Annotated in this window: 18 protein-coding genes; 13 read left to right on the top strand and 5 right to left on the bottom strand. The window is 65.1% G+C overall.

Translation table 11 applies throughout. The features are described from left to right. Positions 1 to 117 precede the first annotated feature (117 nt). From VQ045_RS15855 to VQ045_RS15845, 3 genes are read right to left on the bottom strand one after another with little or no spacing between them, the layout of a single operon-like run. Positions 118 to 1203: an AI-2E family transporter gene (locus VQ045_RS15855; RefSeq protein WP_331830792.1), complete on the bottom strand. Its 1086-nt coding sequence runs from the start codon at positions 1201 to 1203 to the stop codon at positions 118 to 120. Positions 1204 to 1263: 60 nt separating this feature from the next. Beyond that, entirely contained in the window at positions 1264 to 2217 is a 954-nt protein-coding gene (locus VQ045_RS15850; RefSeq protein ID WP_331830791.1) for an erythromycin esterase family protein, read from the bottom strand. Next, positions 2130 to 2606 carry an erythromycin esterase family protein gene (locus tag VQ045_RS15845; protein ID WP_331830790.1) on the bottom strand — a complete coding sequence of 159 codons (477 nt, stop codon included), beginning with the start codon at positions 2604 to 2606 and terminating at the stop codon, positions 2130 to 2132. The genes VQ045_RS15850 and VQ045_RS15845 overlap by 88 nt, the downstream gene beginning before the upstream one ends. Before the next feature lie 563 nt (positions 2607 to 3169). Between VQ045_RS15845 and VQ045_RS15840 the strand changes: the two genes are divergently transcribed. The 13 genes from VQ045_RS15840 to ftsH all read left to right on the top strand — a co-directional run bounded on the left by VQ045_RS15840 (position 3170) and on the right by ftsH (position 23420). After that, positions 3170 to 4201: a universal stress protein gene (locus VQ045_RS15840; protein WP_331830789.1), complete on the top strand. Its 1032-nt coding sequence runs from the start codon at positions 3170 to 3172 to the stop codon at positions 4199 to 4201. Then, positions 4198 to 12636, top strand: coding sequence for a GH36-type glycosyl hydrolase domain-containing protein (locus VQ045_RS15835; RefSeq protein ID WP_331830788.1), 8439 nt, complete (start codon positions 4198 to 4200; stop codon positions 12634 to 12636). The genes VQ045_RS15840 and VQ045_RS15835 overlap by 4 nt, the downstream gene beginning before the upstream one ends. Positions 12637 to 12854: 218 nt before the next feature. Continuing rightward, positions 12855 to 14288 carry a F0F1 ATP synthase subunit beta gene (gene atpD, locus VQ045_RS15830; RefSeq protein WP_331830787.1) on the top strand — a complete coding sequence of 478 codons (1434 nt, stop codon included), beginning with the start codon at positions 12855 to 12857 and terminating at the stop codon, positions 14286 to 14288. Next, entirely contained in the window at positions 14285 to 14707 is a 423-nt protein-coding gene (locus VQ045_RS15825) for a F0F1 ATP synthase subunit epsilon (protein WP_331830786.1), read from the top strand. Before atpD ends, VQ045_RS15825 begins: the two co-directional genes overlap by 4 nt. Then, positions 14704 to 15015: an AtpZ/AtpI family protein gene (locus VQ045_RS15820; RefSeq protein ID WP_331830785.1), complete on the top strand. Its 312-nt coding sequence runs from the start codon at positions 14704 to 14706 to the stop codon at positions 15013 to 15015. Before VQ045_RS15825 ends, VQ045_RS15820 begins: the two co-directional genes overlap by 4 nt. Next, positions 15012 to 15317 carry an N-ATPase subunit AtpR gene (locus VQ045_RS15815; protein ID WP_327646766.1) on the top strand — a complete coding sequence of 102 codons (306 nt, stop codon included), beginning with the start codon at positions 15012 to 15014 and terminating at the stop codon, positions 15315 to 15317. The genes VQ045_RS15820 and VQ045_RS15815 overlap by 4 nt, the downstream gene beginning before the upstream one ends. After that, positions 15314 to 16012 carry a F0F1 ATP synthase subunit A gene (locus tag VQ045_RS15810; protein WP_331830784.1) on the top strand — a complete coding sequence of 233 codons (699 nt, stop codon included), beginning with the start codon at positions 15314 to 15316 and terminating at the stop codon, positions 16010 to 16012. Before VQ045_RS15815 ends, VQ045_RS15810 begins: the two co-directional genes overlap by 4 nt. Then, positions 16009 to 16254, top strand: coding sequence for a F0F1 ATP synthase subunit C (locus VQ045_RS15805; protein ID WP_206456179.1), 246 nt, complete (start codon positions 16009 to 16011; stop codon positions 16252 to 16254). The genes VQ045_RS15810 and VQ045_RS15805 overlap by 4 nt, the downstream gene beginning before the upstream one ends. Positions 16255 to 16260: 6 nt before the next feature. Next, complete coding sequence (atpF, locus tag VQ045_RS15800; RefSeq protein WP_327646763.1) at positions 16261 to 17004, top strand: F0F1 ATP synthase subunit B; 744 nt, start codon at positions 16261 to 16263, stop codon at positions 17002 to 17004. Then, positions 16988 to 18532, top strand: a complete 1545-nt coding sequence (locus VQ045_RS15795; RefSeq protein WP_331830783.1) for a F0F1 ATP synthase subunit alpha — start codon at positions 16988 to 16990, stop codon at positions 18530 to 18532. Before atpF ends, VQ045_RS15795 begins: the two co-directional genes overlap by 17 nt. Beyond that, on the top strand, positions 18529 to 19374 hold the full coding sequence (locus VQ045_RS15790) for a F0F1 ATP synthase subunit gamma (RefSeq protein WP_331830782.1): 846 nt from the start codon (positions 18529 to 18531) through the stop codon (positions 19372 to 19374). The genes VQ045_RS15795 and VQ045_RS15790 overlap by 4 nt, the downstream gene beginning before the upstream one ends. A gap of 109 nt (positions 19375 to 19483) precedes the next feature. Continuing rightward, positions 19484 to 21103 carry an MBL fold metallo-hydrolase gene (locus tag VQ045_RS15785; RefSeq protein ID WP_331830781.1) on the top strand — a complete coding sequence of 540 codons (1620 nt, stop codon included), beginning with the start codon at positions 19484 to 19486 and terminating at the stop codon, positions 21101 to 21103. 496 nt (positions 21104 to 21599) lie between these two features. After that, on the top strand, positions 21600 to 23420 hold the full coding sequence (gene ftsH, locus VQ045_RS15775; RefSeq protein WP_331830780.1) for an ATP-dependent zinc metalloprotease FtsH: 1821 nt from the start codon (positions 21600 to 21602) through the stop codon (positions 23418 to 23420). A 16-nt stretch (positions 23421 to 23436) separates the two neighbouring features. On the opposite strand, the gene VQ045_RS15770 is transcribed toward ftsH, so the two are convergent. Beyond that, positions 23437 to 24498, bottom strand: coding sequence for an alpha/beta hydrolase (locus VQ045_RS15770; RefSeq protein ID WP_327646756.1), 1062 nt, complete (start codon positions 24496 to 24498; stop codon positions 23437 to 23439). 172 nt (positions 24499 to 24670) lie between these two features. Then, a complete protein-coding gene (locus VQ045_RS15765; protein ID WP_331830779.1) occupies positions 24671 to 25300 on the bottom strand; it encodes a TetR/AcrR family transcriptional regulator in 630 nt (209 codons plus the stop codon). Positions 25301 to 25441: the final 141 nt, after the last annotated feature.

Here is a 25441-nt window from a genome sequence, read left to right as displayed (position 1 = left end):
AACGAACTGGCGAATGGTGGAGTGGCCTTGGGAGTCCGCATGCCGGTAGGACGTCTAGCGCCAAGACCACGCGCGCCCGTATATCCACGCGTAGACCGGTGACGTGCGTGCCGGCCGTTACTCCGGTTTTCGGCGGCCTGTTCTCTCCCGCTCCCCCCAGATTTCGATGAGCATGATCGTGATCGTAACGGCCAGTGGCCCCAGAATGAGGCCGGCTGTACCAAACAGGACAAGGCCACCAATCATGGAGATGAATGCGGGAACGGTATGAAGACGGAGCCGGTTTCCGACAAAGATCGGGCGCAGGATATTGTCGATACTGCCGACGACCACGGCGCCCCAAACGGCAAGTATGACCGCCTTGCCCAAGTCGCCGTTCATGGCGAGGAGAATGGCCGCGGGTATCCAGACGATGAACGCGCCCAGCACCGGCACGATGGACAATAGGCCCATCACCAATCCCCAGAGCAGCGGGGTTGGCAAGCCAAGGAACCAGAATATCAGGCCGCCCAATGTGCCCTGGATCGCCGCGACCGCGATCGTCCCGTAAACCGTGGCATGGACCGTATCGAGCACACGCGTGAACAGCCGCTCGGTATCGGCGCCGGTCAACGGCAATCGTTCTGTCAGAAAACGTCTTGCCGTGGCCTGATCGCGCAGGAAATAGAACAACAGGTAAAAGGTCAGCACGAGCTCGATCACCTGCACGGCGGAGTTTCTCGCGAAGGCGGCGCCGGCGTTGCTCAGCCAACTCGCGAGATTCGCCATCATCGCAGGCAGGTCGATCTGCTGCTCGATCCACTGGCCGACCGGCGCAATGCCGGGCTGGGTGTCGAGAAGCTGTTGGATAGCACCCGATCTGAGCCTCTCCTGGATGAGCGAAACGCTCGCTGCCGCCTGTTCGATGAGGCGCTCGACCACGAAAATGGATGGTGCCGCGACGAGGAGGGCGACGATCAGTACCGAAATCAAGGCTGCGAAACTGGGGCGCGTCAGCGCCTCTTCGATCTTCGCATGCAGCCGGGCAAAGAGGATCGCCAGGGTCAATGCCCAGGTGAGGGCACCCAGAAAAGGCGCAGCCAGCAGGACACATATGACGAACCCGGCAATCGTCGCCGCGGCAAGGACGAGGACACCCACGTGTCCGCCTGTCTCCTTGCCCTTGTCTGGCGATGCGATGGGTTCCGTGGTTCGCTGCTTCATCGGAAAGACGCGTTCCTGTCGTGGTTGCGGCCGCGTGATGCTGGATCAGCCTTGGCTCGGCTACACGCCGAACGGATAGGTGTCCGGGACTCCCTTCGGCCGCGGTGCCGGCAGGGGGGTGATTGCCCGCGTTTCTTCGAACCAGACATAAGCGTCGAATTGCTCGGACAGCACCGCCTCGAAATAATGGCTGTAGATCTCCGTTTCCGGACGGTAGACGACGCCGATGGCGCGCTCCAGACGCGGCTTCGACAAAAGCTCACGCATCTCGCCGTGTTTGGGATCGCGCAGGTCCGTCAGTGAGCGCGCGATCCCCGTCTGCCGGAAGACGCGCTCGAAGGAATCGGGCCGCGACGGAAGCACGCGCTTGATCTGCATCCGCCCACCCCAATCGTCCACTGCCGCAACGGTGCCGCGATCGGTGCCGAACCCGATCAGAGCGGCGTCGTCACGGTAGGCGGTCCGGCAGAGTTCGCCGATGTTGAATTCGCCCTGCCAACCCATCGCCGTGGCCGCCGCATTGCCAATGTGGGAGTTGTGCGCCCACACGACGGCCTTCGCCTTGGGACCGTGCGCGTCCATGAGATTTTGAAGTGTATCGAACATGTGCCGGTCACGCAGGTTCCAGGACTCGGTCGAGCCGCGATACATGATGCGGTAGTATCGCTCGGCAGTCGGCACGATGCGGGCATTTTGCGCTGCGTCGAAATAGTCCTCGCCATCCTTGCGCATGTAGTCGAGGCGGTTTTCCCGAATACTCTTGAGCTGTTCCACGACGAATTCTTCGCAAGTGTTGCTATGCCCCAGCACAACCGACCTGCCGTAGAGGGCTGGACCCGCCTGCCAGGGCGTCAGGCAGCCGTAACGCTGTGGTGCGGACTCGGCTGCTGCCGGGTCTACGCGTTCCAGATAGTCGAGGACGGCCGTCATCGAAGCGTACATGGAATAGACGTCGAGGCCGCAAAACTCGACGTGACGTTCAGCCGGCAGGTCTGCATTGTGCTGACGCAGCATTCAGCGAACGCCGCGACCTCGTCGTTCCGCCACATCCAGGTCGGGAAGCGGGCAAATGATTCCTCATCATAGATTCCGGTCGCGCGGTGCCGGACATGACGATCGATCCGCGCCGCGTCGGGCCAATCGGCCTCCACTGCGACGATGTTGAAGCCGTGCCGCTCGATAAGCTGCCGCGTGATGGCGGCCCGAGCGCGGTAGAATTCCGAACTGCCGTGGGTCGACTCGCCAAGCAGGACCACGCGGGCATCGCCGAAGCGGTCGAACATCGCGCCGAACGCCTCGGCTTTCTCGGGGGCGGGAAGCGGCTCGCAGGCGTGGCGGATCGCATCGGCGGTCTCGTCGGCGCCTGCCGCCCGGAACAATTCGGATGGAAGCAATTCTGCCATCGAAATCTCCTGTCGCGGGGAAGGCGGGTGCAATCTGGCCTGGGGAATCCGCGAATGCCAAGCCGCTCGTCGTGGGTCGTGGCGGCCCCGGCTTACCAAAGATGGCGACCAATCTATCGGGGCAAACAACAAGCGCGTTGATATCCATCAAGACGTGCCCCGATGACGACCTGCGGGGCACGATCACATTCTTCCTGGCAGGCTTGTTCGTCCGACGATTTGACGCAGATCAAGATATCACCGCGCCGGAACGATAATGTCGGGTTGAAATTATCGCGCCTCGAACGCGCGCAGTGTAAAATGCGCCATTCATCGATGCATCGAGCAAAGGTGCAGCGTCGAACGCGGCAAGGCACCAATGGGTAACCAGTATCCGGCTGTGCTTGTCGACCGCTTGCCGCCCACCTCGTCTCCGTCCCGCTTGAAGCCGCAGCGGCGACCGGGCGGCCGGGTTCTCGACGCAGAAGTGGAGGTGTGTACGAGGGCTCAGCGCGCAACGCGGGTCGAACAGCGCGGTGGAATGAAGCTCGGGAGAGCGGCCTTCATCCTAGGAGGAGCGTATCATGTCCGAAGTTGAACGTCCGGCAGCGGCCACTTGTGAACCGGCTCTGCCATACCCGCAGGCCGGCGAGCCGGTCTTTCGACACGTTCTGGCCTGTCTGGACATGTCGCCGTTTTCACACGCGGTCTTGGCACACGCATCGGCTGTCGCCTCGATGATGAACGCAAGACTGACCGTTCTGCATGTTCTCGAACCGTCGGGCAGCGGCACGGTGCCGACCGATCCTGTCGAATGGACGCTGCGCCACCGCGACGTGGAGGCCGCGTTGCGCGACCGGATGTCCAGGTTTGACGGCATCGACGCCGAAATCGTTCTGATCGATGGCCCGGCGGCCGAATGCATCTGCGCCTGGGTCCGCGATCACGGCGTCGATCTGACGGTCCTGGGCGTGAGCGGCAGTAGCAACTGGCCTTTCCCAGGACTGGGCGGGACAGCGCGCCGCGTCGCTGAAGCGGTCGAAGGTTCGGTTCTACTGGCCCCGTCGGTCGAGGCCGGCGAGGATGCGATCCGCTATCGCCGGGTAATGACGCCGCTCGATGGATCACCGAGGGCGGAATCCTCCTTGCCGATCGCCGTTGGCCTTGCGGCGGCGCACGACGCCGAGATTTTACTCGTCCACGCGGCACCGAACGTCGACTTGACTGAAATCGGCCCGCTCGAAGCCGAAGCCCGCGCCTTACGAGATCAACTGCGCCGGCGCAATGAGCGCGTTGCGGAGCAATATATCACGAAGGTGCGTGCGCGATTGCCGCTCGCCGAATCCTGCTCACGAACGCGGCTCATCGCCAGCGGGGACGCCCGACATGCTCTTGCAGTCGCCGCTGTTGAAGACCAAGCGGACATTATCGTTCTGTCCTCCACTGGGGCGAGCGGACATCCCGACATCTCGGTAGGGAGCGTCGCGGAATATCTGATCAATCATGCCGACATACCTATTCTTTTGGTGCGAGGTCATGAATGGATGAGGCGCCGGGCTTCGCAATGTGGCGGTGACGCGCAGCCCGCGAGGTTGCCGAGTCGAGCGCTGATGTGACCGTCGCGCCGCTACCGGAGAGCGCAGACCCGCCAGACAGGGTGCCGGTGCTGGCTGCCATCGCCCTCAGGGCACGGCACGACATCAACCCGGGCCAGCCCGAGCCGGCGCCGTCATGGCGCAGGCTTTCCCAAATCATTCCCTGGCTGGATCGCGCCCGCCAGTCTTGTGTCGAGCCGCCGCATCATGCGGCCAAGGCCTCCGAGTGGCTTCTCGACAACGAGTTTCATGTTCGCCGCGCGGTCCGCCAAGTGCGCGAGGATATGCCCGCGGCCTTCTACCGGCGACTTTCGCGTCTTGCCGCGCCCGAATACGCGGGCATGCCGCGGGTCTTGGCACTGGCCCACGGCATGCTCGACGTGGCGCATATGCAAATCGGCCTCGCTGGTACAGCCGAGTTCGTCAACGCCTATCAAAAGGATGGGCCGCTCACGATCGCCGAACTCTGGGCATTTCCTGCGATGCTGCGGCTCGCCTGCCTGGAAACGCTGGTTCTCGCATTTTCCGAACTCGTGCCGGATCTTGCCCCGCCATTCGCGCCGACGCCGGGATTGGGGCCGCACGAATCCGTCGATCCGACCGAAAGCGTTTCGCGCGCAATCTCCGCGCTCATGGCGGTATCGAACACGTCGTGGAAGGCCTTCTTCGATCAGGTCAGTCGGGTTGAGGCGATCCTGCGGAACGACCCCGCCGGCGTCTATCAGGCAATGGATTTCGACACCCGTGACCGATACCGCAAGGCGGTCGAGGACATCGCCGCTGGCGCAGGGGCCCTCGAATGGAATGTCGCCGAGAGCGCGATAAGGCTGACGCGCGCTCATGCCGGGACATCGCGGCGCGGCCACGTTGGTTGCTGGCTAATCGCCGAAGGCAGGAAGGAACTGGAGCGGACGGTTGGCTTCCGCCCAGCGCTTGGCGCCGCTCTGCGTCGCGCCGTGAGCGGTCATCCGGGCTGGTTCTACGTCGGCGCTCTGACAGGTTTCGGCCTCGCCGCGCTCGCGGTTCCCGTCTGGGTGCTGGCCTCGCTTGGCGCGGGGGCGATCGCCTGGGCTGTCGGGATCGTCCTGTCGCTGATGCCCGCATCGATCATCAGCATCACGCTGACCCAGTGGATTGTCACGCAGTTCCTGCCCCCTTGGGGGTTGCCGAAGCTGAACGTCGAGCGCGGTCTCGACAAGGGCTGCGAAACGGCTGTGGTGATGCCGGTGATCTTGCGCCGAGCCGAGGAGGTCGGAGCACTGATCGAGCGGCTCGAGGCCCATTGGCTGTCAAACCCGGATCCGTTCATCCATCTGGCCCTGTTGAGCGATCTGGCCGACGCGGATTCGGAGCGGCTCCCAGAGGATGCTCTGATCGAGACGGCGCTGGTCGAGGGGGTCCGGCGCCTGAATGCGCGCTATGCTGATCACGCGCCGTTTTCGCTGCTTCACCGGGAGCGCCGTTGGAATGAGTCCGAGGGATGCTGGATGGGCTGGGAGCGAAAGCGCGGCAAGCTCGAAGAGTTCACCGCTTTCATCCTCGGTCATATGCCCGAGGCCTTCGCCGTGCAGGAGGGCGCTTGCGACACACTGTGTCGGGCCCATTTTGTCGTCACGCTGGACGCCGACACCACAGCGCCACCAGGCGCCATCAATCGGCTTATCGGGACGCTGGCTCACCCCCTCAATCGTGTTGAATTCGATCCCGAGACTGGCAAGGCCTCCCTTGGCTACACCTTTATCCAACCGCGCGTCGAAATCTCCCCCGAAGCCGGCCAAGGATCGCTGTTCACTCGGCTCTATACCGGCGACACGGCGATCGACATCTACAGCCGCGCGGTTTCGGACGTCTATCAGGACCTGTTCGGCGAGGGCATATTCACAGGCAAGGGCGCTTACGATGCCTTCGCCTTCCACAAATGCCTGCCCCAGAACGTTCCGGAAAACGCGCTTGTCAGCCACGATCTGTTCGAGGGTCTGCACGGTCGCGCGGCACTGGCGAGCGACATCGTCTTTTACGAGGACTTCCCGCCGAATTATCTCGCCTATGCCCGCCGGGCTTACCGCTGGATCCGAGGCGACTGGCAGCTCCTGCCCTGGCTCGGTCGGTCGGCGCCCATACGCGGCGGCGCGCGCGTGGCCAATCGGCTGTCGGCGCTGGATCGCTGGAAGATCATCGACAATCTGCGCCGCAGCCTGATCCCACCGGCGCTGGTGGCGTTCGCGACGGCGGGATGGCTGATACTGCCGGGCGAGGCGCTGATCTGGACGATGTTGACGGTTGCCGCCCCCGGCGCCTACCTGTTCACCGACCTCGTGACCAATCTGGCGCGCGGACGGCGCCGCGGCGCCGCCCGGAGCATGCTGCGGCAATTGGCCGATCATGGTGGTCGCTGGCTGCTCGCGATCGTTTTCATGGCGTATGAAGCCGTGCTTGCCATGGCAGCGATCGTGCAGACCGTATGGCGTGTCTTCGTCTCGCGGCGACGCTTGTTGCAATGGACGTCGGCGGCCCATTCGGCCGCGCGGGTCGCGGAGGGGCGAACGGGGATATGGATCGAGATGGCGGCGGCGCCGACTCTCGCCGGCATTCTCGCCCTGCTGCTGGCCACGGTCGATCCCGCCAGCTTGCCGGGCGCCGCGCCGCTGCTCCTGGTCTGGTTCGTCTCACCCCTGATCGCCGGCGCTATCAGCAAACCGATCAGCTTTTTCAAGGAAAAGCTTGGCGCGGAGGATCGGACATATTTGCGTCACGTCGCACGGCGGACGTGGCTCTATTTCGAAACCTTCGCCGGACCCGATGATAATTGGCTACCTCCCGACAATCATCAAACCAACCCCCAGGAAGAGACCGCGCACCGAACCTCTCCCACCAACGTCGGCATGCTGTTCCTGTCCTCGCTGACGGCTTGCGACCTCGGTCACATCGGCCTCTTCGACCTCGCAGCGCGGATGACCTATGCGCTGGATTCGCTCGAGCGGCTCGAGACCTATCGTGGTCATACGCTCAACTGGTTCGAGACGAAGACCCTCAAATCCCTTGAACCGCGCTACGTTTCCACGGTCGACAGCGGCAATCTTGCCGTGAGCCTGCTCACCCTGCGCGAGGGCTGCCGCGAATATGCCGGGGGATCGGCGATGTCTGCTTCCCAATGGGAGGGTCTCGACGACGAACTGCGTCTGCTGCGCGAAGCTCTGGGCGCGCTGTCCATCCAACAGCGCCATGACGTTTTCGAGCCGATCGACGCTCTTCTCGAACGTCTCCCTGCGGTCCAGGCCGCGCCGGCAAACTGGCGAGCCGCGCTGGCCCAAATCGCCATAGGGGACTGGAAGAAGATTCAGACACTTGTCGCCGGCGCTCTCGATACCGTCGAACAGATCGACCCGCATCCAATCCACGCCTGGCTGGAGCGAGCCGACCATCATCTTTTGAATATGCGACGCGACCTCGACGCCCTTGAGCCGTGGCATCCGCTCGCTGACGCTTCCCCGCCGGGCCTCGGTGGGCTCGCCGAAGTCTTCGCCACGCTGCCGGTCGCCACCGATCCTCTCGACGGTAGTATCGAACAGCTCGGTCGCGCGCGCGCCGCCCTATCGAGTCTGGGGGCAGCCGACGACGCGACCCGGCACTGGCTCCGCGAGATGACCATCGCGCTCGAACATGGAGAAACCGCTCGCAATGCCCTGCGGGAGAATCTCGAGAGCATCGCCCGGCGTGCCGGCGAGCGGGCGTTCGGAATGGACTTTCGCATCCTTTTTGACAGCGAGACCCGCACCTTCTTGATTGGCTACAATCTCGGCTCCGACCGGCTGGATCAGCATCATTACGACCTGCTGGCCAGTGAGGCGCGGCTGGCGAGCTATTTTGCGATCGCCAAGCGCGACGTGCCGGTGGATCACTGGTTCCACCTGGGACGGCCGATCACCCAGGCCGGCGGTGCATTGGCGGCGCTCTCCTGGAACGGCTCCATGTTCGAATATCTCATGCCGGCGCTGTTGCTGCCGAGCGATGCCGGGCGACTTCTGGGGCAGAGCGAACGTGCCGCGGTTTCCGCGCAACGGCAGTATGGCGATAGGCTCGGCCTGCCCTGGGGAGTATCGGAGTCCGGCTTTGCCTCCCGCGATGCCGCGCATCGCTACCAGTATCAGGCATTCGGGGTGCCGGGTCTCGGATTGAAGCGCGGGCTATCCGCGGATTACGTGGTCGCGCCCTACGCCAGCGCGCTGGCGCTGGCCGTGGCACCGGTCGCGGCCGTTGCCAATCTCCGACGGTTGGAAAAGCTCGGCCTATGTGGCCAGTACGGGTTTTTCGAAGCGGCGGATTTCACGCCGGACCGACGTCCGGCCCAAGGCGGCTTCACGCCTGTTCGCGCTTATATGGCGCATCATCAGGGGATGATCGCCGCCGCTATCGGCAACGCTCTGAACGACAATATCCTCGTCAAGCGTTTTGGCCGGGAGCCCCACATGCGCGCAACCGAACTGCTGCTGCAGGAACGTGTGCCCTGGGAGTTCCCGCCTGAGCAGGCCACCGATGCGGAAGACGCCACGCCTGACTTGGCACGAACGCCGACCCCGACTCTGCATGGTTGGACCGCGCCTGATGAGCCCACTCCGCAAGTGCACGTCATTGGTAACGGAAGCCTCGCATCCTGGATCACCAGTGCTGGCGGCGGCGCGCTTTGGTGGCGCGGCCAGGCTCTGACACGGTGGACGGGAGACCCCGTCTGCCGTGCAGGCGACGCGCGGCTCTATCTCAGCGAGCCGGAAAGCGGCGCGGTATGGTCGCTTGGTGGACGTGCCGGGGATCTTTCGACAGAGGCAAGCTTTTACGCTCACAAGGTTGAGTTCCATGAACGCGGGGACGCGTTGTCGACCCGTCTCGAAATCGCTATCGCGCCCGGTGACGATGTGGAGATCCGCCGCTTCACTCTCCTCAATGAGAGCGGCCGGACCCGCGAGATCGACCTGACCAGCTACGCCGAAGTGGTGCTCGCGCCGGCTGCGGCCCAAGAGCGGCATCCGGCGTTCAGCAAGCTGTTTGTCCACAGCGAGCGGATTGCCGAGCACGGTGCGCTCGTCTTCACCCGTCGCACCCAGCGCCCCACGGAGAGGCCCCCCGTTCTCGTTCATCGCCTGGTGGCTCAGGATTCGGCGGTGATGCCGGCCGGTTTCGAGACCGACCGTCGTGCCTTCTTGGGCCGCCATGGCATCGCGGAGCACCCGCCAGGTGCAACCGGCGTGCTGGCCGGGCGCGCCGGATGGACGCTCGATCCGGTCATGGCGCTCCGCGCTCGAATCCGCCTTGCTCCTGGCGCCCGGGCGCAACTCGCCTTCGTGACGACCGCCGCCGGCTCGCGTGAGACGGCGCTCGAGATCGCCGAACGCTATGCAACCGTGCCGGCGCTCGACTGGGCGATGGAGGACGCATTGCGATCCGCGGCGATCGAGGCGCGGCGTCTCGGCATGGATACGCGGGCGCTGGCCGAGGCGCAGGCGCTGTGTCGCGACCTCGTCTTCCCACGGTTGCCGGCGCACCTATCGGTCGCCGCGTCACAAATGGGCCTTCCCGCGCAGGCGCAGCTCTGGAGCATGGGCCTTTCCGGTGATTTGCCAATTGTCCTGGTGCGGGTTGCCGATGATTTGCATGCGCAACTGCTCCCAAGCGTGGTCCGGGCGCATCAGTGGTGGCTGCGGCGGGGCCTTCGCGCGGATATCGTCATCCTGCGCGAAGGCGCTTCGGGCTATCAGGAGCCGACCCGCGAACTGTTGTTTTCCACACTCCGCGAAGCGCGTGTCCCCGAAGGCTTGGGCGGATCGGGAGGCGTTCATCTCCTGGCGGCGGATCAGTTCGGAGCGGGGGAGAGGCTCGCTCTCACCGCTTCGGCACGGTTGTCGCTCGACGGTGCGGCGACGTCCCTCACCAACGCGGTCACCGCTCCGCGCCCGGTGCGTATCGGACCACCCCACTTCCAACCCGTCGGACCGTCGCCGCCCGAACCGACGCCCGTCGCCGAGCTCTCACGTCCGCCAGATATCCTATTCGACAACTCCTATGGCGGCTTCTCACCGGCCAATGGCGATTACGTGATCCATCTCGAAGGTGGCCGCAAGACACCGGCGCCCTGGTGCAACGTCTTGGCCAACGAGCGCTTCGGGACGATCGTGTCGGAGTCCGGACTGGGTTTCACCTGGTGCATCAACAGCGGCGAGCATCGGCTGACGCCCTGGTCGAACGATCCCTTGGTCGATCCGCAGGCGGAGGCACTCTACCTGCGCGACGAGGAGACCGCCCGGATATGGACGCCGACGCCGCTGCCCTCCGGCGGCGAAACGACCTGCCAGATCCGTCACAGCCCCGGAGCCACGACCTGGCAACGCAATGGAGAAGGGCTGGAGCAGCGTCTCACCGTCTTCGTTCCGCCTGACGCCTCCGTAAAATTGGCGCTTCTCAGCCTGTCCAATCCGGGCCCGCGCGGTCGCCGGTTCACCGCCACCTACTACGCCGAATGGCTCCTGGGAGCGCTGGGCAGCATGGCACGGCCTCACGTGGCCTGCGGCTATGATGTCGAGAGCCGGGCGCTGATCGCCCGCAACGGATGGAATCCGGAATTTGGCGACCGTACGGCGTTTCTGGCCGCAAGCCGTCCGCCTCATAGCCTGACATGCAACCGCACGACGTTTTTCGGCCGGCAGGGCGATTCAGCCCAACCCGCCGGACTCCTCGCGTGGAGCCTTGATGGCGTGCTCGATAGCATCGCCGACCCCTGCGCGGCGTTTCAGGTCCACATCGACCTCGCGCCCGGCGCGACGGAGGAGGTTGTCTTCGTGCTTGGCGAAGGGAACGACCCCACCGACGCGGCACGGCTGGCCGCGCATTGGGCCGACGTCGGCACGGCCAAGATGACGCTGGCCGCAAACCAGGCGATCTGGGAGCGGCGAGTTGGCGCCATCACGGTGACCACACCGGACCCGGCCTTCGATCTTCTGGTCAACCGCTGGCTGGTCAACCAGACCCTCGCTTCGCGGATTTTCGCGCGCGCCGGCTTTCATCAGGCCGGCGGTGCTTTCGGATTCCGCGACCAGCTTCAGGACATGATGGCGCTCCTGTTCGCCGAGCCGCAGCGCGTGCGAGCCCACATCCTCGAGTGCGCGGCACGGCAGTTCGAGGAGGGCGATGTGCTGCACTGGTGGCATCCGCCGGCCGGCCGCGGGGTGCGCACGCACTGCTCGGATGACCTTTTGTGGTTGGTCTATGCGACGGGCCGCTATGTCGGGGCCACCGGCGACACCGCGATACTGTCCGAAGAGGTTGCGTTCCTGTCCGCCGCTCCGCTCGGGGACGACGAGGAGGATCGTTACGCTCTCTTCGAGTCGGGTTCCGTGCGCGCGACGCTGTTCGAACATTGTCGACGGGCCTTGGCGCGCGGAGTCACCGCTGGTGCTCACGGACTGCCGCTCATGGGGACAGGCGACTGGAACGATGGAATGGATCGGGTCGGCAGGGAGGGACGCGGTGAAAGCGTATGGCTCGCCTGGTTCGCCGCCGTCTGCGCCGACGCATTTTCGGAGCTTGCTCGGGTGGTCGGGCGCGAGGATCTGGACGAATTGTGGAAGGCGCGCGCAGGCGATCTGCGCATGGCCGCCGATACGGCCGGGTGGGATGGCGCGTGGTACGCGCGGGCCTTCGCCGACGACGGTCTGCCCTGGGGCTCGAAGGATAACGACGAATGCCAGATCGACAGCATATCGCAATCCTGGGCGGCGCTGGCCGGCGGGCCATCACCGACACGGACCGCGGCGGCGGTTGCTGCCGCGACCGCGCGGCTCGTTGATCCTGAAACACGGCTGGTCCGCTTGCTCACCCCACCCTTCGATCGCACACCACGCGACCCGGGTTATATTCGTGCCTATCCGCCGGGCGTGCGCGAAAACGGCGGCCAGTACACCCATGCGGCGGCCTGGCTGGGACTGGCCCATGCGCGGCTCGGCGACGGCGACCGGGCTTACCAGATCTTCGACCTGATCAACCCGATCCGCCGCACCGCCAGCCGCGCTGGCGCGGAGCTATACGGCGCCGAGCCCTATGTCCTGCCGGGCGACGTGCGTGGCTCCGAGCCTGGAATCGGTGAGGCGGGCTGGACCTGGTACACCGGCGCCGCAGGCTGGACATGGCAACTCGCCGTCGAAGGCATTCTCGGCGTCAGCCTTCAGCAAGGCGGCGTGCAAATCGCTCCGCGCCTGCCGAAGGCTTGGGGCGGAGCCGAAGTCAGGGTGAAGGGACCTTCCGGGAGTTTGGTGATCAGCATCACGGATCCCGACCATCTCGGCACCGGACAGGTCGAGGTCTCGGTCAACGGCGCGCGCATCAAGGGCGATTGCGTCGCGTTCCCTGAAGACGGAGCGGAACACCGCGTCGTCGTACGATTGCGTCCGATCGAAGCTGTGATCGCTTAGGCAGATCGCTGCGGGTAACGGGCGCCGCGCCCTCGATTCCGGGAGCGAGGCGCGTGTGTCTTGCGGCACGGCGTCGCCGAAGCGGGCGGCGCAATCGTTGATCGGAGTCAAAGGCCGGTGGTGCACTTTAGCCTAGAGTGCCTCTCGATGGGGTCCGACCCTGCGGACGCGTATGCGCCGCGCTGGGATAGCCGCCGCCCCAGGATTGCGAGGCCGCGATGCGGGATGAAGAAGCGACAGGCACGGTGATTGCGGTTCGCGGCGCCATCGTCGACGTGCGCTTCCCGAAGGCGAAAATGCCGCCGATCGACAGCGCCCTCCTTGTGGAACGCGATGGCGGCGAGCCGCTGATCCTGGAAGTTCACAGCCATGTCGATCGTGGCACGGTTCGTGCTATCGCTCTGCAGGCGACCGCCGGCCTGCAACGCAACGTTCCCGTCCGCGCGACCGGAGGGCCGATTTCCGTCCCGGTCGGCGATGCGGTGCTCGGGCGCCTCCTCGACGTCGTCGGTATCGCGCGTGATCGAGGTCCCGCCCTGCCTTTGGACACGAAACGGCGCGGCATCCACAATCCACCGCCGGCGCTCGCCGCGGAGGCCGATTCCGGCAGCAATCTGTTCGAGACTGGCATCAAGGTCGTCGATTTCCTGGCGCCGCTGGCGCATGGGGGCAAGGCGGCGATGTTCGGTGGGGCGGGTGTTGGCAAGACGGTTCTTGTCACCGAGTTGATCCACGCGATGGTGAAGAAGTACCGAGGTATTTCGGTGTTCGCGGGTATCGGCGAACGATCGCGCGAGGGGCATGAACTCCTCGCCGAAATGCGCCGATCGGGCGTCCTGCCGCGGACCGTCCTCGTCTACGGCCAGATGAACGAGCCGCCGGGCGCCCGTTGGCGCGTGCCGCTGACGGCGCTGACGATTGCCGAGGACTTCCGCGACAGAGAGCACAAGAACGTCCTCCTCCTGATGGATAACGTCTTCCGGTTTCTACAGGCGGGCAGCGAGGTCTCCGGCCTTCTCGGCCGACTGCCGTCGCGGGTTGGCTATCAGCCGACGCTGGCGAGCGAGGTGGCCTCGCTCGAGGAGCGGATCGCTTCGGTCGCCGGCGCCGCGGTAACCGCTATTCAGGCGGTCTACGTTCCAGCCGACGACTTCACCGACCCGGCGGTCACGGCGATCTCCACGCATATGGACAGCGTGATCGTACTGTCGCGCACGCTCGCCGCCGAAGGCTTCTATCCGGCCGTCGACCCGCTCGCCTCGTCTTCGGTTCTCCTCGATCCCGCGATCGTTGGCGAAGAGCACTACGCTTTGGCCGAACAGGCGCGTCAGGCCCTCGCGCGGTTCAAGGAGCTCCAGGATATCATCGCGCTTCTCGGTACTGAGGAACTGGGTCCCGGGGACCGGCAGATCGTGCGACGGGCGCGGCGCCTGCAACGTTTCCTCAGCCAACCCTTCGTCGTGACCGAAGCCTTCACCGGCATGCCCGGCAGGAGCGTCCGCCGCGCCGATACGCTTCTGGGCGTCAAAGCGATCCTGGAGGGAGAGGCCGACGATTGGGCGGAGGATTCCCTCTACATGGTCGGCACGCTGGACGACGCCCGGCAGAAGGAAGCGGCGGCCAGGAGCAAGAGCGAGGAGCGGGTCTCATGAGACTGCGTATCGTCAGCCCACTGGTGGTCGTCGTCCATAACGACAATGTCCTGTCGATCCGCGCGGAGGATGCGAGTGGCAGCTTCGGCATCATGCCGGGCCATGCGGATTTTCTCACTGTCCTCGCTATTTCCGTCGTCAGTTGGACCGACGCAGACGAACGCCGTCATCACTGCGCGGTGCGCCGTGGCGTTCTCACCGTCAACGGTGGCCGCGAGGTCACGATCGCGACGCGCGAGGCGATCCCGGGTGACGATCTGACGACCCTGCACGATACGGTTCTCAAGAAGTTCGAGACCGACCTCGAGACGCAACGTGAGGAGTTTGTCGACAGCACGCGTCTGCAGCTCGCGGCCATCCGGCAAATCATGCGGCATCTGCGGCCCGGCGCGGCGTCCTTGCCGGGAGGCGCGTCATGAACGTGCGGCGCGATGAGCAGGACAAGCCAGTCGAGACGGAGAAGGTCAATCATCTGGCTGAGACCGTCCGAATCAGAGGCGAGCGCCACCGCCAATGGCTGCGGGAGGGCGAGCCGACGGTGGCGAAGCGGCTGGCGCAGATCGGCGTTCTCGGCTGGATCATCGTGGTGCCGACCCTCATCGGCCTCTTCGTGGGTCGCTGGCTCGACCGGATGTTCGAGTCGGGACTGACGATCACCGGGGCGTTGCTGATGATCGGCCTTGCGATCGGCTGCTGGTCGGCCTGGAAATGGATGAATGGGCAATGACCCTGATCGATGCCGCCCAGGCGATGGACTGGCGAACGCCGATGGTGCTTTTCGGCTTCCTCGCGGCGGGCCTTGCCCTCGGCTTGGCCCACTTCTCGGCCCTCTGGTACCAGGCACAGCGGCTCGCGAGCGGTACGTCACCTTGGCGGACCGCGACCGTGGCGATCGCGCGATTCGCACTGCTTGTCGGAGCGCTTACGCTCGCCAGCCTCCAAGGCGCGCCGGCCCTGTTCGCGGTGACGCTCGGCTTGCTCGGCGGCCGCGCCTTCGTCATGCGCCGTGTCGGAAGGCTTGCCGAATGAACTCGCCGCTGACCACCGAAGCGATGTTCCAGCTTGGCCCGGTCCCGATCACCGAGCCGATCCTCGTAACCTGGGCGTTGATGGTGCTGCTCGCCGCCGGTGGCATGGCGGTGTCTCGTCGTCTGTCGCTCGTGCCGTCGTCGCTTCAGGCGGCGCTGGAACTCGTCGTCGAGACGGTCGACGGGCAAATCCGCGAAACAATGCAGGCGGAGCCCGCTGACTACCGCGCCTTCATCGGTACGCTCTTCGTCTTCATTCTCTTCGCTAACTGGACCTCGCTGGTGCCAGGCGTCGAGCCGCCGACCGCCGATCTGGAAACCGACGCGGCGTTGGCGCTGCTGGTCTTCCTGGCGGTGATCTGGTTCGGCGTCCGGGCGGGGGGCGTCGGTGGCTATCTCAAAAGCTTTGCCTCGCCGAGCGTCCTGATGATCCCGCTCAACTTCGTCGAGAGCATCACACGCACCTTCTCCCTGCTCGTCCGCCTCTTCGGCAACATCATGAGCGGGGTTTTCGTCATCGGCATCGTCCTGTCGCTGGCCGGGCTCCTCGTCCCGATCCCGTTGATGGCGCTCGATCTCCTGACCGGTGCCGTCCAGGCCTACATCTTCGCCGTCCTCGCGACGGTGTTCATCGCCGGAGCCGTCAACGACGGACGCCCGGCTCCCACGAAGACCAAGGAAAGGGCTACACAATGAACTGGCTAGCGCTCGCAAGCATTCTGGGCGCGGTGATCGCGGTCTCCTTCGGGGCGATCGGACCGGCGCTCGCCGAGGGGCGCTCGGTCGCCGCGGCGATGGACGCCATCGCCCGGCAGCCCGAAGCGTCCGCGACGATCTCCCGCACGCTGTTCGTCGGTCTGGCGATGATCGAGACCATGGCGATCTATTGCCTGGTCGTGGCGTTGCTTCTGCTTTTCGCCAACCCCTTGTTGCTCTGATTGCCCATGCGCATCGACTGGTGGACGTTGGGCATCCAGACCGTCAACGTCCTGATCCTGGTCTGGCTCCTGGCGCGCTTCTTCTGGCGACCGCTCGCGGCGATGATCGAGACGCGGCGCAAGGCCGCGGCGGGGTCTCTGGCCGAGGCGGAGGCCGAGCGTAGCGAGGCGCGATCGGCGCTCGCCGAAATCGAGACGACGCGCGCGGGCTTTGCCGAGGAGCGGGCGCGTATCGTCGCGGAGGCACAGGTCGCCGCCGAAAAGGTCCGTGCGGGCGTGTTGGCAAAGGCCGAAGCGGAAGCGGAGGTTCTGAGGGATACGGCGAGAGCGGAAATCGAGAAGGAAACGGAGGCGAATCGCGAGAATTGGGCCGAGCAGGCCTCCCGGCTCGCCGTCGACATCGCCCGGCGACTGGTGGCGCGATTGGACGACAAGGCTTTGCAGGAGGCATTTTTGGATTCGCTGGTCGCGGAGATAGGCCGTCTTCCCGACCATGCCCGTCACAGCCTTGCACGGGACGGCGCGATCTTCGAGGCGGTCAGTGCCAGCCCTCTCGCGGACGAAGACAAGGAGCGCGTCCGGACGCGTCTCGTCGACGCGCTGGGCGGCAGCCCGAGGCTCGACTTCAAGGCGGATCCCAAGCTGATCGCCGGCCTTGAATTGCATGGATCGCATATCCTGGTGACCAACAGCTGGCGCGCCGATCTCGACCGCATCCTGACGGAGCTTTCCCATGACGTCCGCGACTGAACTCGAGCCGGAAGTGTGGCGCCGGCGGGCGCGCCAGCGTCTCGACGCTGCCACACTGAGTCCCGAGGCGCGGCAAATCGGCCGCGTCGAGGAGGTCGGCGACGGCATTGCCTTGGTCTCCGGCCTGCCCGACGCGCGGCTGGACGAACTGCTCGCGTTCAAGGATGGGCGGTTCGGTTTCGCCCAGGTGCTGGACGAGGATCGTATCGGCTGCGTGCTCCTCGACGATGTGGCCGGCGTTCAAGCTGGCGACACCGTTACCGGCACGGGCGACGTGGTACGCGTGCCGGTGGGGGCTGGACTGCTTGGGCGGATCGTCGATCCGCTCGGCCGCCCTCTGGACGACAAGGGCCCGGTTTCGGCCGAGAGCAACGAGCCGATTGAATGTCCGGCTCCAGCGATCGTCGAGCGCGCCGCCGTGACCCAGCCCGTGCAGACCGGTATTCTCGTTGTCGACACGCTGTTCGCCCTCGGTCGCGGCCAGCGCGAGCTGATCATCGGCGACCGCGCGACCGGCAAGACGACGGTGGCGCTCGACATGATCATCAGCCAGAAGGCGAGCGACATGATCTCGATCTATGTCGCCGTCGGTCAAAAGAGCGCCAATGTTCGTCGGGCGATCGACGCGATCCGGACCCACGGCGCACCCGAGCGAACGATCATCGTGGTGGCGGGGCCGGCAACCTCGCCGGGTTTGCAATGGATCGCGCCATTTGCCGGCTTTACCATCGCCGAGTATTTCCGCGATCGTGGCCAGCACGCGCTTGTCGTGATCGACGATCTTTCCAAGCACGCCGCCACGCATCGCGAAATCGCGCTCCTGACGCGCCAGTCGCCTGGCCGGGAAGCCTATCCGGGCGATATCTTCTACGTCCACGCTCGCCTGCTCGAACGCGCCGCCATGCTGTCGAAGGACAGGGGCGGTGGTTCGCTCACGGCGCTGCCGATCGCCGAAACCGACGCGGGCAATCTCAGTGCCTACATCCCAACCAATCTGATCTCGATCACCGACGGGCAGATCGTCCTCGACACCAGGCTCTTCAACGAAGGCCAGAAGCCGGCTGTCGACGTCGGCACCAGTGTCAGCCGCGTCGGCGGCAAGACGCAAGCGCACGCCCTCAGGGAGGCCGCGGAAACGATGCGCCTCGATTACGCCCAGTTCCTCGAACTGGAAATGTTCACCCGCTTCGGCGGTCTGCCGGATGCGCGCGTGCGCGACCGGTTGACCCGTGGGGCGCGGATCCGCGCGATCCTCAGTCAGCGACCGTATCACCCGCTTCGGCTTGCCGAGGAGGTCGCGTTGGTCGGGGCCGTGCAGACAGGGCTCGTCGACGGGCTGCCGCTGGAGCGGGTGCCGGACCTTCGCCGCGCGGTCGCGGCGGGGCTCGACCACGGCGCTCCGGATGCTGTCCGGCAGATCGAGGAAAACGGAATGCTGGACTCCGACGGTCACGAAGCGCTTCTCGAGACCATGCGGAGAATCGTGCGCGAGGTCGATTCCCCGAAAACTGCCGCGAGGCCGTCATGAGCGACCGGCTCGCAGATGTCTCGGCCCGCATCGAGGGCATCCGCCAGCTTGGCACCGTGGTCAACGCCATGCGTGGGATCGCCGGGGCTCGGGTGCAGAAAGCGCGCGACGAGTTGAGCGCGGTCGACGCCTACGCCCAGACGATCGCCGCGGGGCTTGCTCAGATATTGGCCCAGGTTTCCACCGAGGCGCCGCCTCCACCGGAGCGGACGAGCAAGGCAGCGCTCGTCGTCTTTGGCGCCGAACAGGGGTTCGCCGGAGCCTTCAACGAGCGCGTGTTGGCGACGATCGCCGACGAGGTGCCGGTGCCGGTGCTCTTTCTTATCGGCACGCGCGGATTATCCCATGCCGCCGAACGAGGCATTGCGGCCGACTGGACCAGCGCGATGCCCTCCCATTCCTCCGGCATTCCGAAGCTCGCCAGCGACATTTGCGACGCGCTCTACCAGAGGATCGGGGCAGGAGGGGTCGAACGGGTGACGGCGGTCTTCGCCGATGGGTCCGTCGGGGCCGAGCCGACGGTCGTTCGTCGGCCTCTTCTGCCGCTGGACCCTGCCACCTTCGCGGGGGTTGAGCACAGGGAGCCGCCGATCCTTAATTTGCCGACCCGCAAGCTCCTGGCCGATCTCACCGCCGAATATTTGCATGCTCTGTTCTGCGAGGTTGCGCTGCACGCCTTCGCTGCGGAAAACCAGGCACGGATGACGGCGATGGCTGCGGCGCATCGCGAAATCGATCGGCAGATCGGCGCTTTGCGGGCGACATTCCGACATGTTCGCCAGGAACAGATCACCGCGGAGATCATCGAGCTCGCAGGCGGCGCGGCGGCGAGCCAACGGTGAGCCAACGGTGAGCGGGGGCGTGATGCCTTGAGCTTGCCGGGAGATGATCACCGACCTGAACGCGGCGACCGACGGCAACCAATTCTTACGATAACGGCTGGAGTTTCCAATGAGTCATGACAGCGCCAAGACGGTCCCGGGGCCGATCATCCGGTTCCACGGAGCGGCACAGGCCGTCACGGGCTCGTGTTTCGAACTGGAGGTTGTCGGCGGCCGGTTTTTGGTCGACTGCGGCCTGTTCCAGGGGTCGAAGTCGGAAAAGGAGCTGAACTACCGCGCCTTCCCGTTCGAGCCAAAGCAGGTCGATGCGGTGCTGCTGACCCACGCCCACATCGACCATTCCGGGCTGCTGCCGAAGCTCACCAAGCACGGGTTCGCCGGTCCTGTCTTCGCCAGCCGTGCCACCCAGGATCTGTGCAGCGTCATGCTGCCCGACTCGGCCTATATCCAGGATACCGAAGTCGCGCATCTCAACCGTCGCAACAAGCGGCGCGGTCGCAGGGTCGTGGCGCCGATCTATGACGCCGCCGACGTCGCACAATGCCTGAGCCAGTTCCGGGCTGTCGCGTTCGACGCATGGTTCGATGTGATGGCCGGCGTCAGGGCGCGTTATTGGAACGCGGGGCACCTTCTCGGCTCTGCCTCCATCGAAATCGAGATCTCCAGCTCCAGAGATCTACCACTGCGGCTGCTGTTTTCCGGCGACCTCGGCCCGGCTCACAAGCTGTTGCAAGCCGATCCGGACGCGCCGAGCGGCTTCGACTATGTCATCTGCGAAAGCACTTACGGCGACGAAGATCGTGCCGGGGCGTCGGAAGCCGATCGTCGCCGGATGCTGCGAGACGCGGTGAGGGCGGCGAACAACCCGGGCGGGGCGCTCCTGATCCCGTCCTTTGCGGTCGAGCGGACGCAGGAGCTCCTGGTCGATCTGCAGCGTCTCATCGAGACCGGCGATCTGCCGGCGATTCCGATCGTCATAGATTCGCCGCTCGCCACCCGTGCCACCCGGGTCTTCCACGACCATGCGGGGGAATTGGAGCACGGCGATATTCTGTCGCGCGCTTTGCGGGCACCGAACATCCGCTTCACCCAGTCAGTCGACGAGAGCAAGGCGCTGGACAGGTTGAAGGGATTCCATATCGTGATCGCGGCCAGCGGAATGTGCGAGGCCGGGCGCATCCGGCATCGTCTGAAGAATTGGCTGTGGCGGCCGGAAGCGACGGTGTTGTTCGTCGGCTTCCAGGCCCAGGGCACGCTGGGCCGGATCCTGAGGGACGGGGCCCGCCAGGTTCGTATTCAAGGCGATGAGTTCGTCGTGCGGGCACAAATCCGCGAGATCGATCTCTACTCCGGGCATGCCGACGGACCCGAGCTTTGTGACTGGCTGTCGGAACGGCGTCCGGTGGGGGCCGGCCTCTTCCTCGTGCATGGGGAAGTCGAGGCGATCGAGGGACTGAAGCAGCGTGTGAGCGCGGTGGTTCCGCAAGACCGGGTCCTCGTGCCGCGATTGGACGACGGCTTCAGGCTGACGCCCGAAGCCGCCATCCCGCTGAAATCCGACACGCCGCGCCGCATCGACCCGGGCAAGCTGGCTCATCTCGACTGGCACAACGACATATCGAAGCTTTTCCTCGACATCAACGAGCGGCTTGAGAAGGCGGCCGACGACAAGGCGCGAGGGGTGGTGATCCGGACGCTTCGACGCGCCCTCGGCGCGAGTGACGGTTAGATGCATGAGGCCTCCTTCGCGGCTTGATCCGGATCAAGCGCCGCCAAGATGCAAAATCTTGATCAGGATCAATGCCGAAGCCGCATGCGCCGGCTTTGGTCATCCCGTTCAGCGGCTCCGGCGGACCAGCACGGTATCGCGACATGCTAAGGAAAAGGACTACTACCTCTCCGAGCGCCGCTACGGGTCCTTCACACGCTCCTTCCGTGTTCCCGAGGGGGGCCGACGCCGACAATATTGCGGCGAGTTTCACGAAGTGCATGCTGACGGTCAAGCTGCCGAAGACGGCCGGGGCCGCCGAGCAAGGAAAAGAAGATCGCCGTGACGGCCGCCTGACCGGCTGGTCCGCCAAGGGTAGCGGTCGTCGCGGGTTTTCCCTGCGGCGACCGCCGTAATGTTCATGCGTTTGTCTTGCCGCAGCCGCATTTCCCGCACGTCTTGATGCAGTCGGAAGTGGACCGTCAAGACCGCGTCTTTCGATTGACCGGAGCCACACATGGCCAAGGATTCGCCGACACCGCCGCAAAAGCAGACAATCATCATCTGGTATGTCCTCGCGGCGATACTCGGCTTCACCTTGCTGCAATGGGCCTGGGGAACCTATTCCGAAATCGAAACCATCCCGTTCAGCCAGTTCGAGGAGCTTTTGTCCAAGGACCGGGTGGCGGAGGTCACCGTCGGCGACGACACCGTCCAGGGAACGCTGAAGGAGGCTTTGCCGAGCGGCAAGACGCGCTTCATCACCAACCGCGTCGACACCGGGCTGGCGGACAAGCTCATCGCCCATGGGGTCACCGTGACCGGCGCGCCATCCAGTGGTTTCGCGGGAACTCTGCTCGCCTGGGTGCTGCCGTTCTTCGTCATCTACGTGATCTGGATGTTCCTCTTCAGTCGCATGGCCGGCGGGCAAGGCCTGGGCGGCCTCATGTCGATCGGCAAGTCGCGGGCCAAGGTCTATGTGGAGAAAGACACCAAGGTGACCTTCGCCAATGTCGCCGGAGTCGACGAGGCCAAGTCGGAACTGCAGGAGGTCGTCTCCTTTCTCCAGGACCCGAAGACCTATGGCCGACTGGGCGCGCGCGTGCCCAAAGGCATCCTCCTCGTCGGGCCACCGGGCACCGGAAAGACGCTGCTGGCCCGCGCCGTGGCGGGGGAGGCGGGGGTGCCGTTCTTCTCGATCTCGGGGTCAGAGTTTGTCGAGATGTTCGTGGGCGTCGGCGCGGCGCGGGTCCGCGATCTGTTCGAACAGGCGCGCAAGGCCGCACCGTCGATCATCTTCATCGACGAGCTCGACGCTCTTGGCCGCAGCCGTACGGCGGGTGGCTATGGTGGCTTCGACGAAAAGGAGCAGACGCTCAACCAGCTGCTCGCCGAACTCGACGGATTCGATCCGAGTGTCGGCGTCATCCTGCTCGCCGCCACCAACCGGCCGGAAATCCTCGATCCCGCACTGCTGCGTGCCGGTCGCTTCGACCGCCAGGTTCTGGTCGACCGGCCCGACCAGGCGGGCCGCCTTGCCATCCTCAAGGTGCATGCCGGCAAGATCATCCTCGATGACGATGTCGACCTTGCCAAGGTCGCTGGCCTGACCACCGGATTCACCGGGGCCGACCTTGCCAATCTGATCAACGAGGCGGCGATCGCCGCAACCCGCCGCGACGGGGTCTCGGTAACATTCGGCGACTTTACGACCGCCATCGAGCGGATCGTCGCCGGCATCGAGAAGAAGAGCCGTGTTCTGAGCGAGAGCGAGCGCCGCCGCGTCGCCTACCACGAGATGGGCCATGGGCTGGTCGCGGCCAATCTGCCGGGCGTCGATCCGGTTCAGAAGGTCTCGATCATCCCGCGCGGCGTCGGCGCCCTCGGCTATACCATGCAGCGGCCGACGGAGGATCGGTTCCTGCTCGCCGCCAGCGAATTGAAGAACCGGATCGTCGTTCTGATGGGTGGGCGCGCCGCCGAAGATCTGATCTTCGACGGCGACGTGTCGACCGGCGCCGCGGACGATCTCCAGAAGGCGACCGACATCGCCATCGAAATGGTGACGCGGTACGGCATGGATTCCGGCCTCGGCGAACGGACCTATGCGCGGCCCGCCCAGGCGTTTCTCGCCGTGCCGCAGACCCGCTCATTCGAGGCCTCGCAAGCCACCGAGCGCGAGATCGACCTGGCCGTCCGGGAGATCGTCGAGGGCGCGCGCGTTCGCGCCAAGGACATTCTCGAGGGGAAGCGTTCCGATCTGGACGCCGGGGCGAAGATGCTACTCACCCGGGAAACGCTGACCGCTGAGGAGTTCGCGCCGCTGCAGAGAGGGTAGCATCTGTCGGGGCACCTTACGGCCGGGGCGGCAGGAGAGTGGCGCTGATCGGTTCGAGCACGAAGGCGCCGGCCCGGGCGATGCCGGTGCGCACGTCGTTCCCCTGGCGCGGGAGCACCGTGACCAGCCCGACGAACCGGTTGTGGTTGGCTCCGTCGAGAGCCGAGACCTCGGATATGTCGATCAGCCGGATGTTGTTGGCGCCAGCGAGCGCCTGGACTTGCGGGTCGTTGACGTCGCGGGTGCCGATCCGGTCGCGGGACCCGGCGATCCGGCTGGAGACCATCAAGGCGCGATCGTCCTTGGAAACCAGCAGCGTCATCGGCGGGTCCAGAGGGCCGATGATGTCCATCTGGCGACGAAAGACATCGACATCGATGTCGGGGGCGGCAAGCACGACGCCGTTCAACCGCTCGATGATCGCGTCCTGGCCGGTCAGCCGGAGCTGGCGCAGAGCCTCCGCCGTGAGCCAGGCGCCCATGCTGTGCGCGAACACGGTAATCTTTCCGACCTTCGGATCATTGGCGATATCCGTCAGCACGCGAACGAGATCATCGCGCGAATAGGTGACGGCGTCCTTGTCGGCGACGTAGCCCGCCACAGATGCCGCCGAAGGCCAGGCGAAGAGAACCGGCATCTCCGTCAGCTTGCCGTCGATGGCGAGTTGCGCCAGGCGGAACAGCGCTTCCTCGAAGCTGTAATTGTAGCCATGGACGAAGATGACGACATCGCGCCTTGATCCGGTTCCGCCGCTTCCGCGTGACGGGGGCTTGAATTCGAGCTTCGGCAGGATGGTCCGTTCCGTCACCGCGAAGCTTCGTTGCGAATCCGGTGCTCCCTTCGGCCATTCGATCTCCGTGACCGTGTGGCCGGGTGGTGCGGAGATGGTAAAGCGCTCGAAATTCAGTGTCGGAGAACGGTCGGCCGAATAGCTGCCGTTCGACGGGTCCCGTTGACGCGTCGTGGCAATTTGGATGGTCACCTGCTCGATCGCGGTGGTGCTCGCCGGCACCACCGCGAGAACCTGCGAGTCAGGACGCGACGCACAGCCGGTCGCCACCAGCAAGATCAGCAACATGACGGTCCAAGGCTTCCCCAAGCCGCGTCCCGGTGCTGAAGTCATGTCGCGACCGCTGCGATGCGGATCGGTGCGAGGGGACACATGGTCATCATCCATCCTCTCCTTTCCGCTGTTCGCCGTCGGAAATCAGGCCCCCGACCAAGCCGTAGGCCGCCGCTTCCGCTTCGCTTCATGCGGGCCGCTCGCTGATGGTCGGGTTCGGGGAGGGAATGGCGAACAGCCCGATCTGAACCTCGAGCAGCCTAATACCTTCGTCGGCCAATCGAAAGGACCGCCCGCTCAGCGACCAACGAACCGCCAGTCCCTGGATAAGACCGAGCACCAGATACGCGGCGTCGTCTGGATCGAGATCCCGCCGGAACATCCGCTCGTCCTGGGCCTTGGCGATTTCGCCGGCGATTGCCGCGTGAAACCGGTTCATCAGGCCCAGCACCGACTTGCGCAGAAAATCATTCTCAGCGTGCAGCTCCCTGGAAAAGAGGATGGCGGGAATCGCGGGGGTCGCCTGGATCAGCCGCAACTGGGCGCCGATCAAGCCACGCAAGCGATCGATCGGCGTGCCGCCACGATCAAGGACGACTCGCCAGCCTGCGGCCATTTTGTCGGTGATCGTCGCCGCGACCGCTTCCCAGATCGCCTGTTTGGTCGGGAAGTGCCGGAAAATTCCCGGTTGGGTCAGTCCGACCGCGCGGGCAATCGACTCGGTGGAGAGGCGGTCGGGGCCGAGCTCGTCCGCCAGCCGCAAGGTCGCCTCCAAAATTTCGGCCTTGCGCTCCTGCGCGGGTTTTCGAACCGCCATGACAATTCCAAAAATAAGTAATTAGACACTAATACCAACGGGCGCTGATCAAGACCCATGCGCCCAATCTCGCATTCCGATGGACGTGATTTTCCAGGGCTGATCGACGAGCTTGTTCCAAGCTGCGCAGCAGTGGGCGAC

Source organism: Aurantimonas sp. E1-2-R+4 (assembly GCF_036549515.1).
In the GTDB taxonomy this organism is placed as follows: Bacteria; Pseudomonadota; Alphaproteobacteria; order Rhizobiales; family Rhizobiaceae; genus Aurantimonas; species Aurantimonas coralicida_A.
This window is presented reverse-complemented; position numbering and strand designations above follow the sequence as displayed.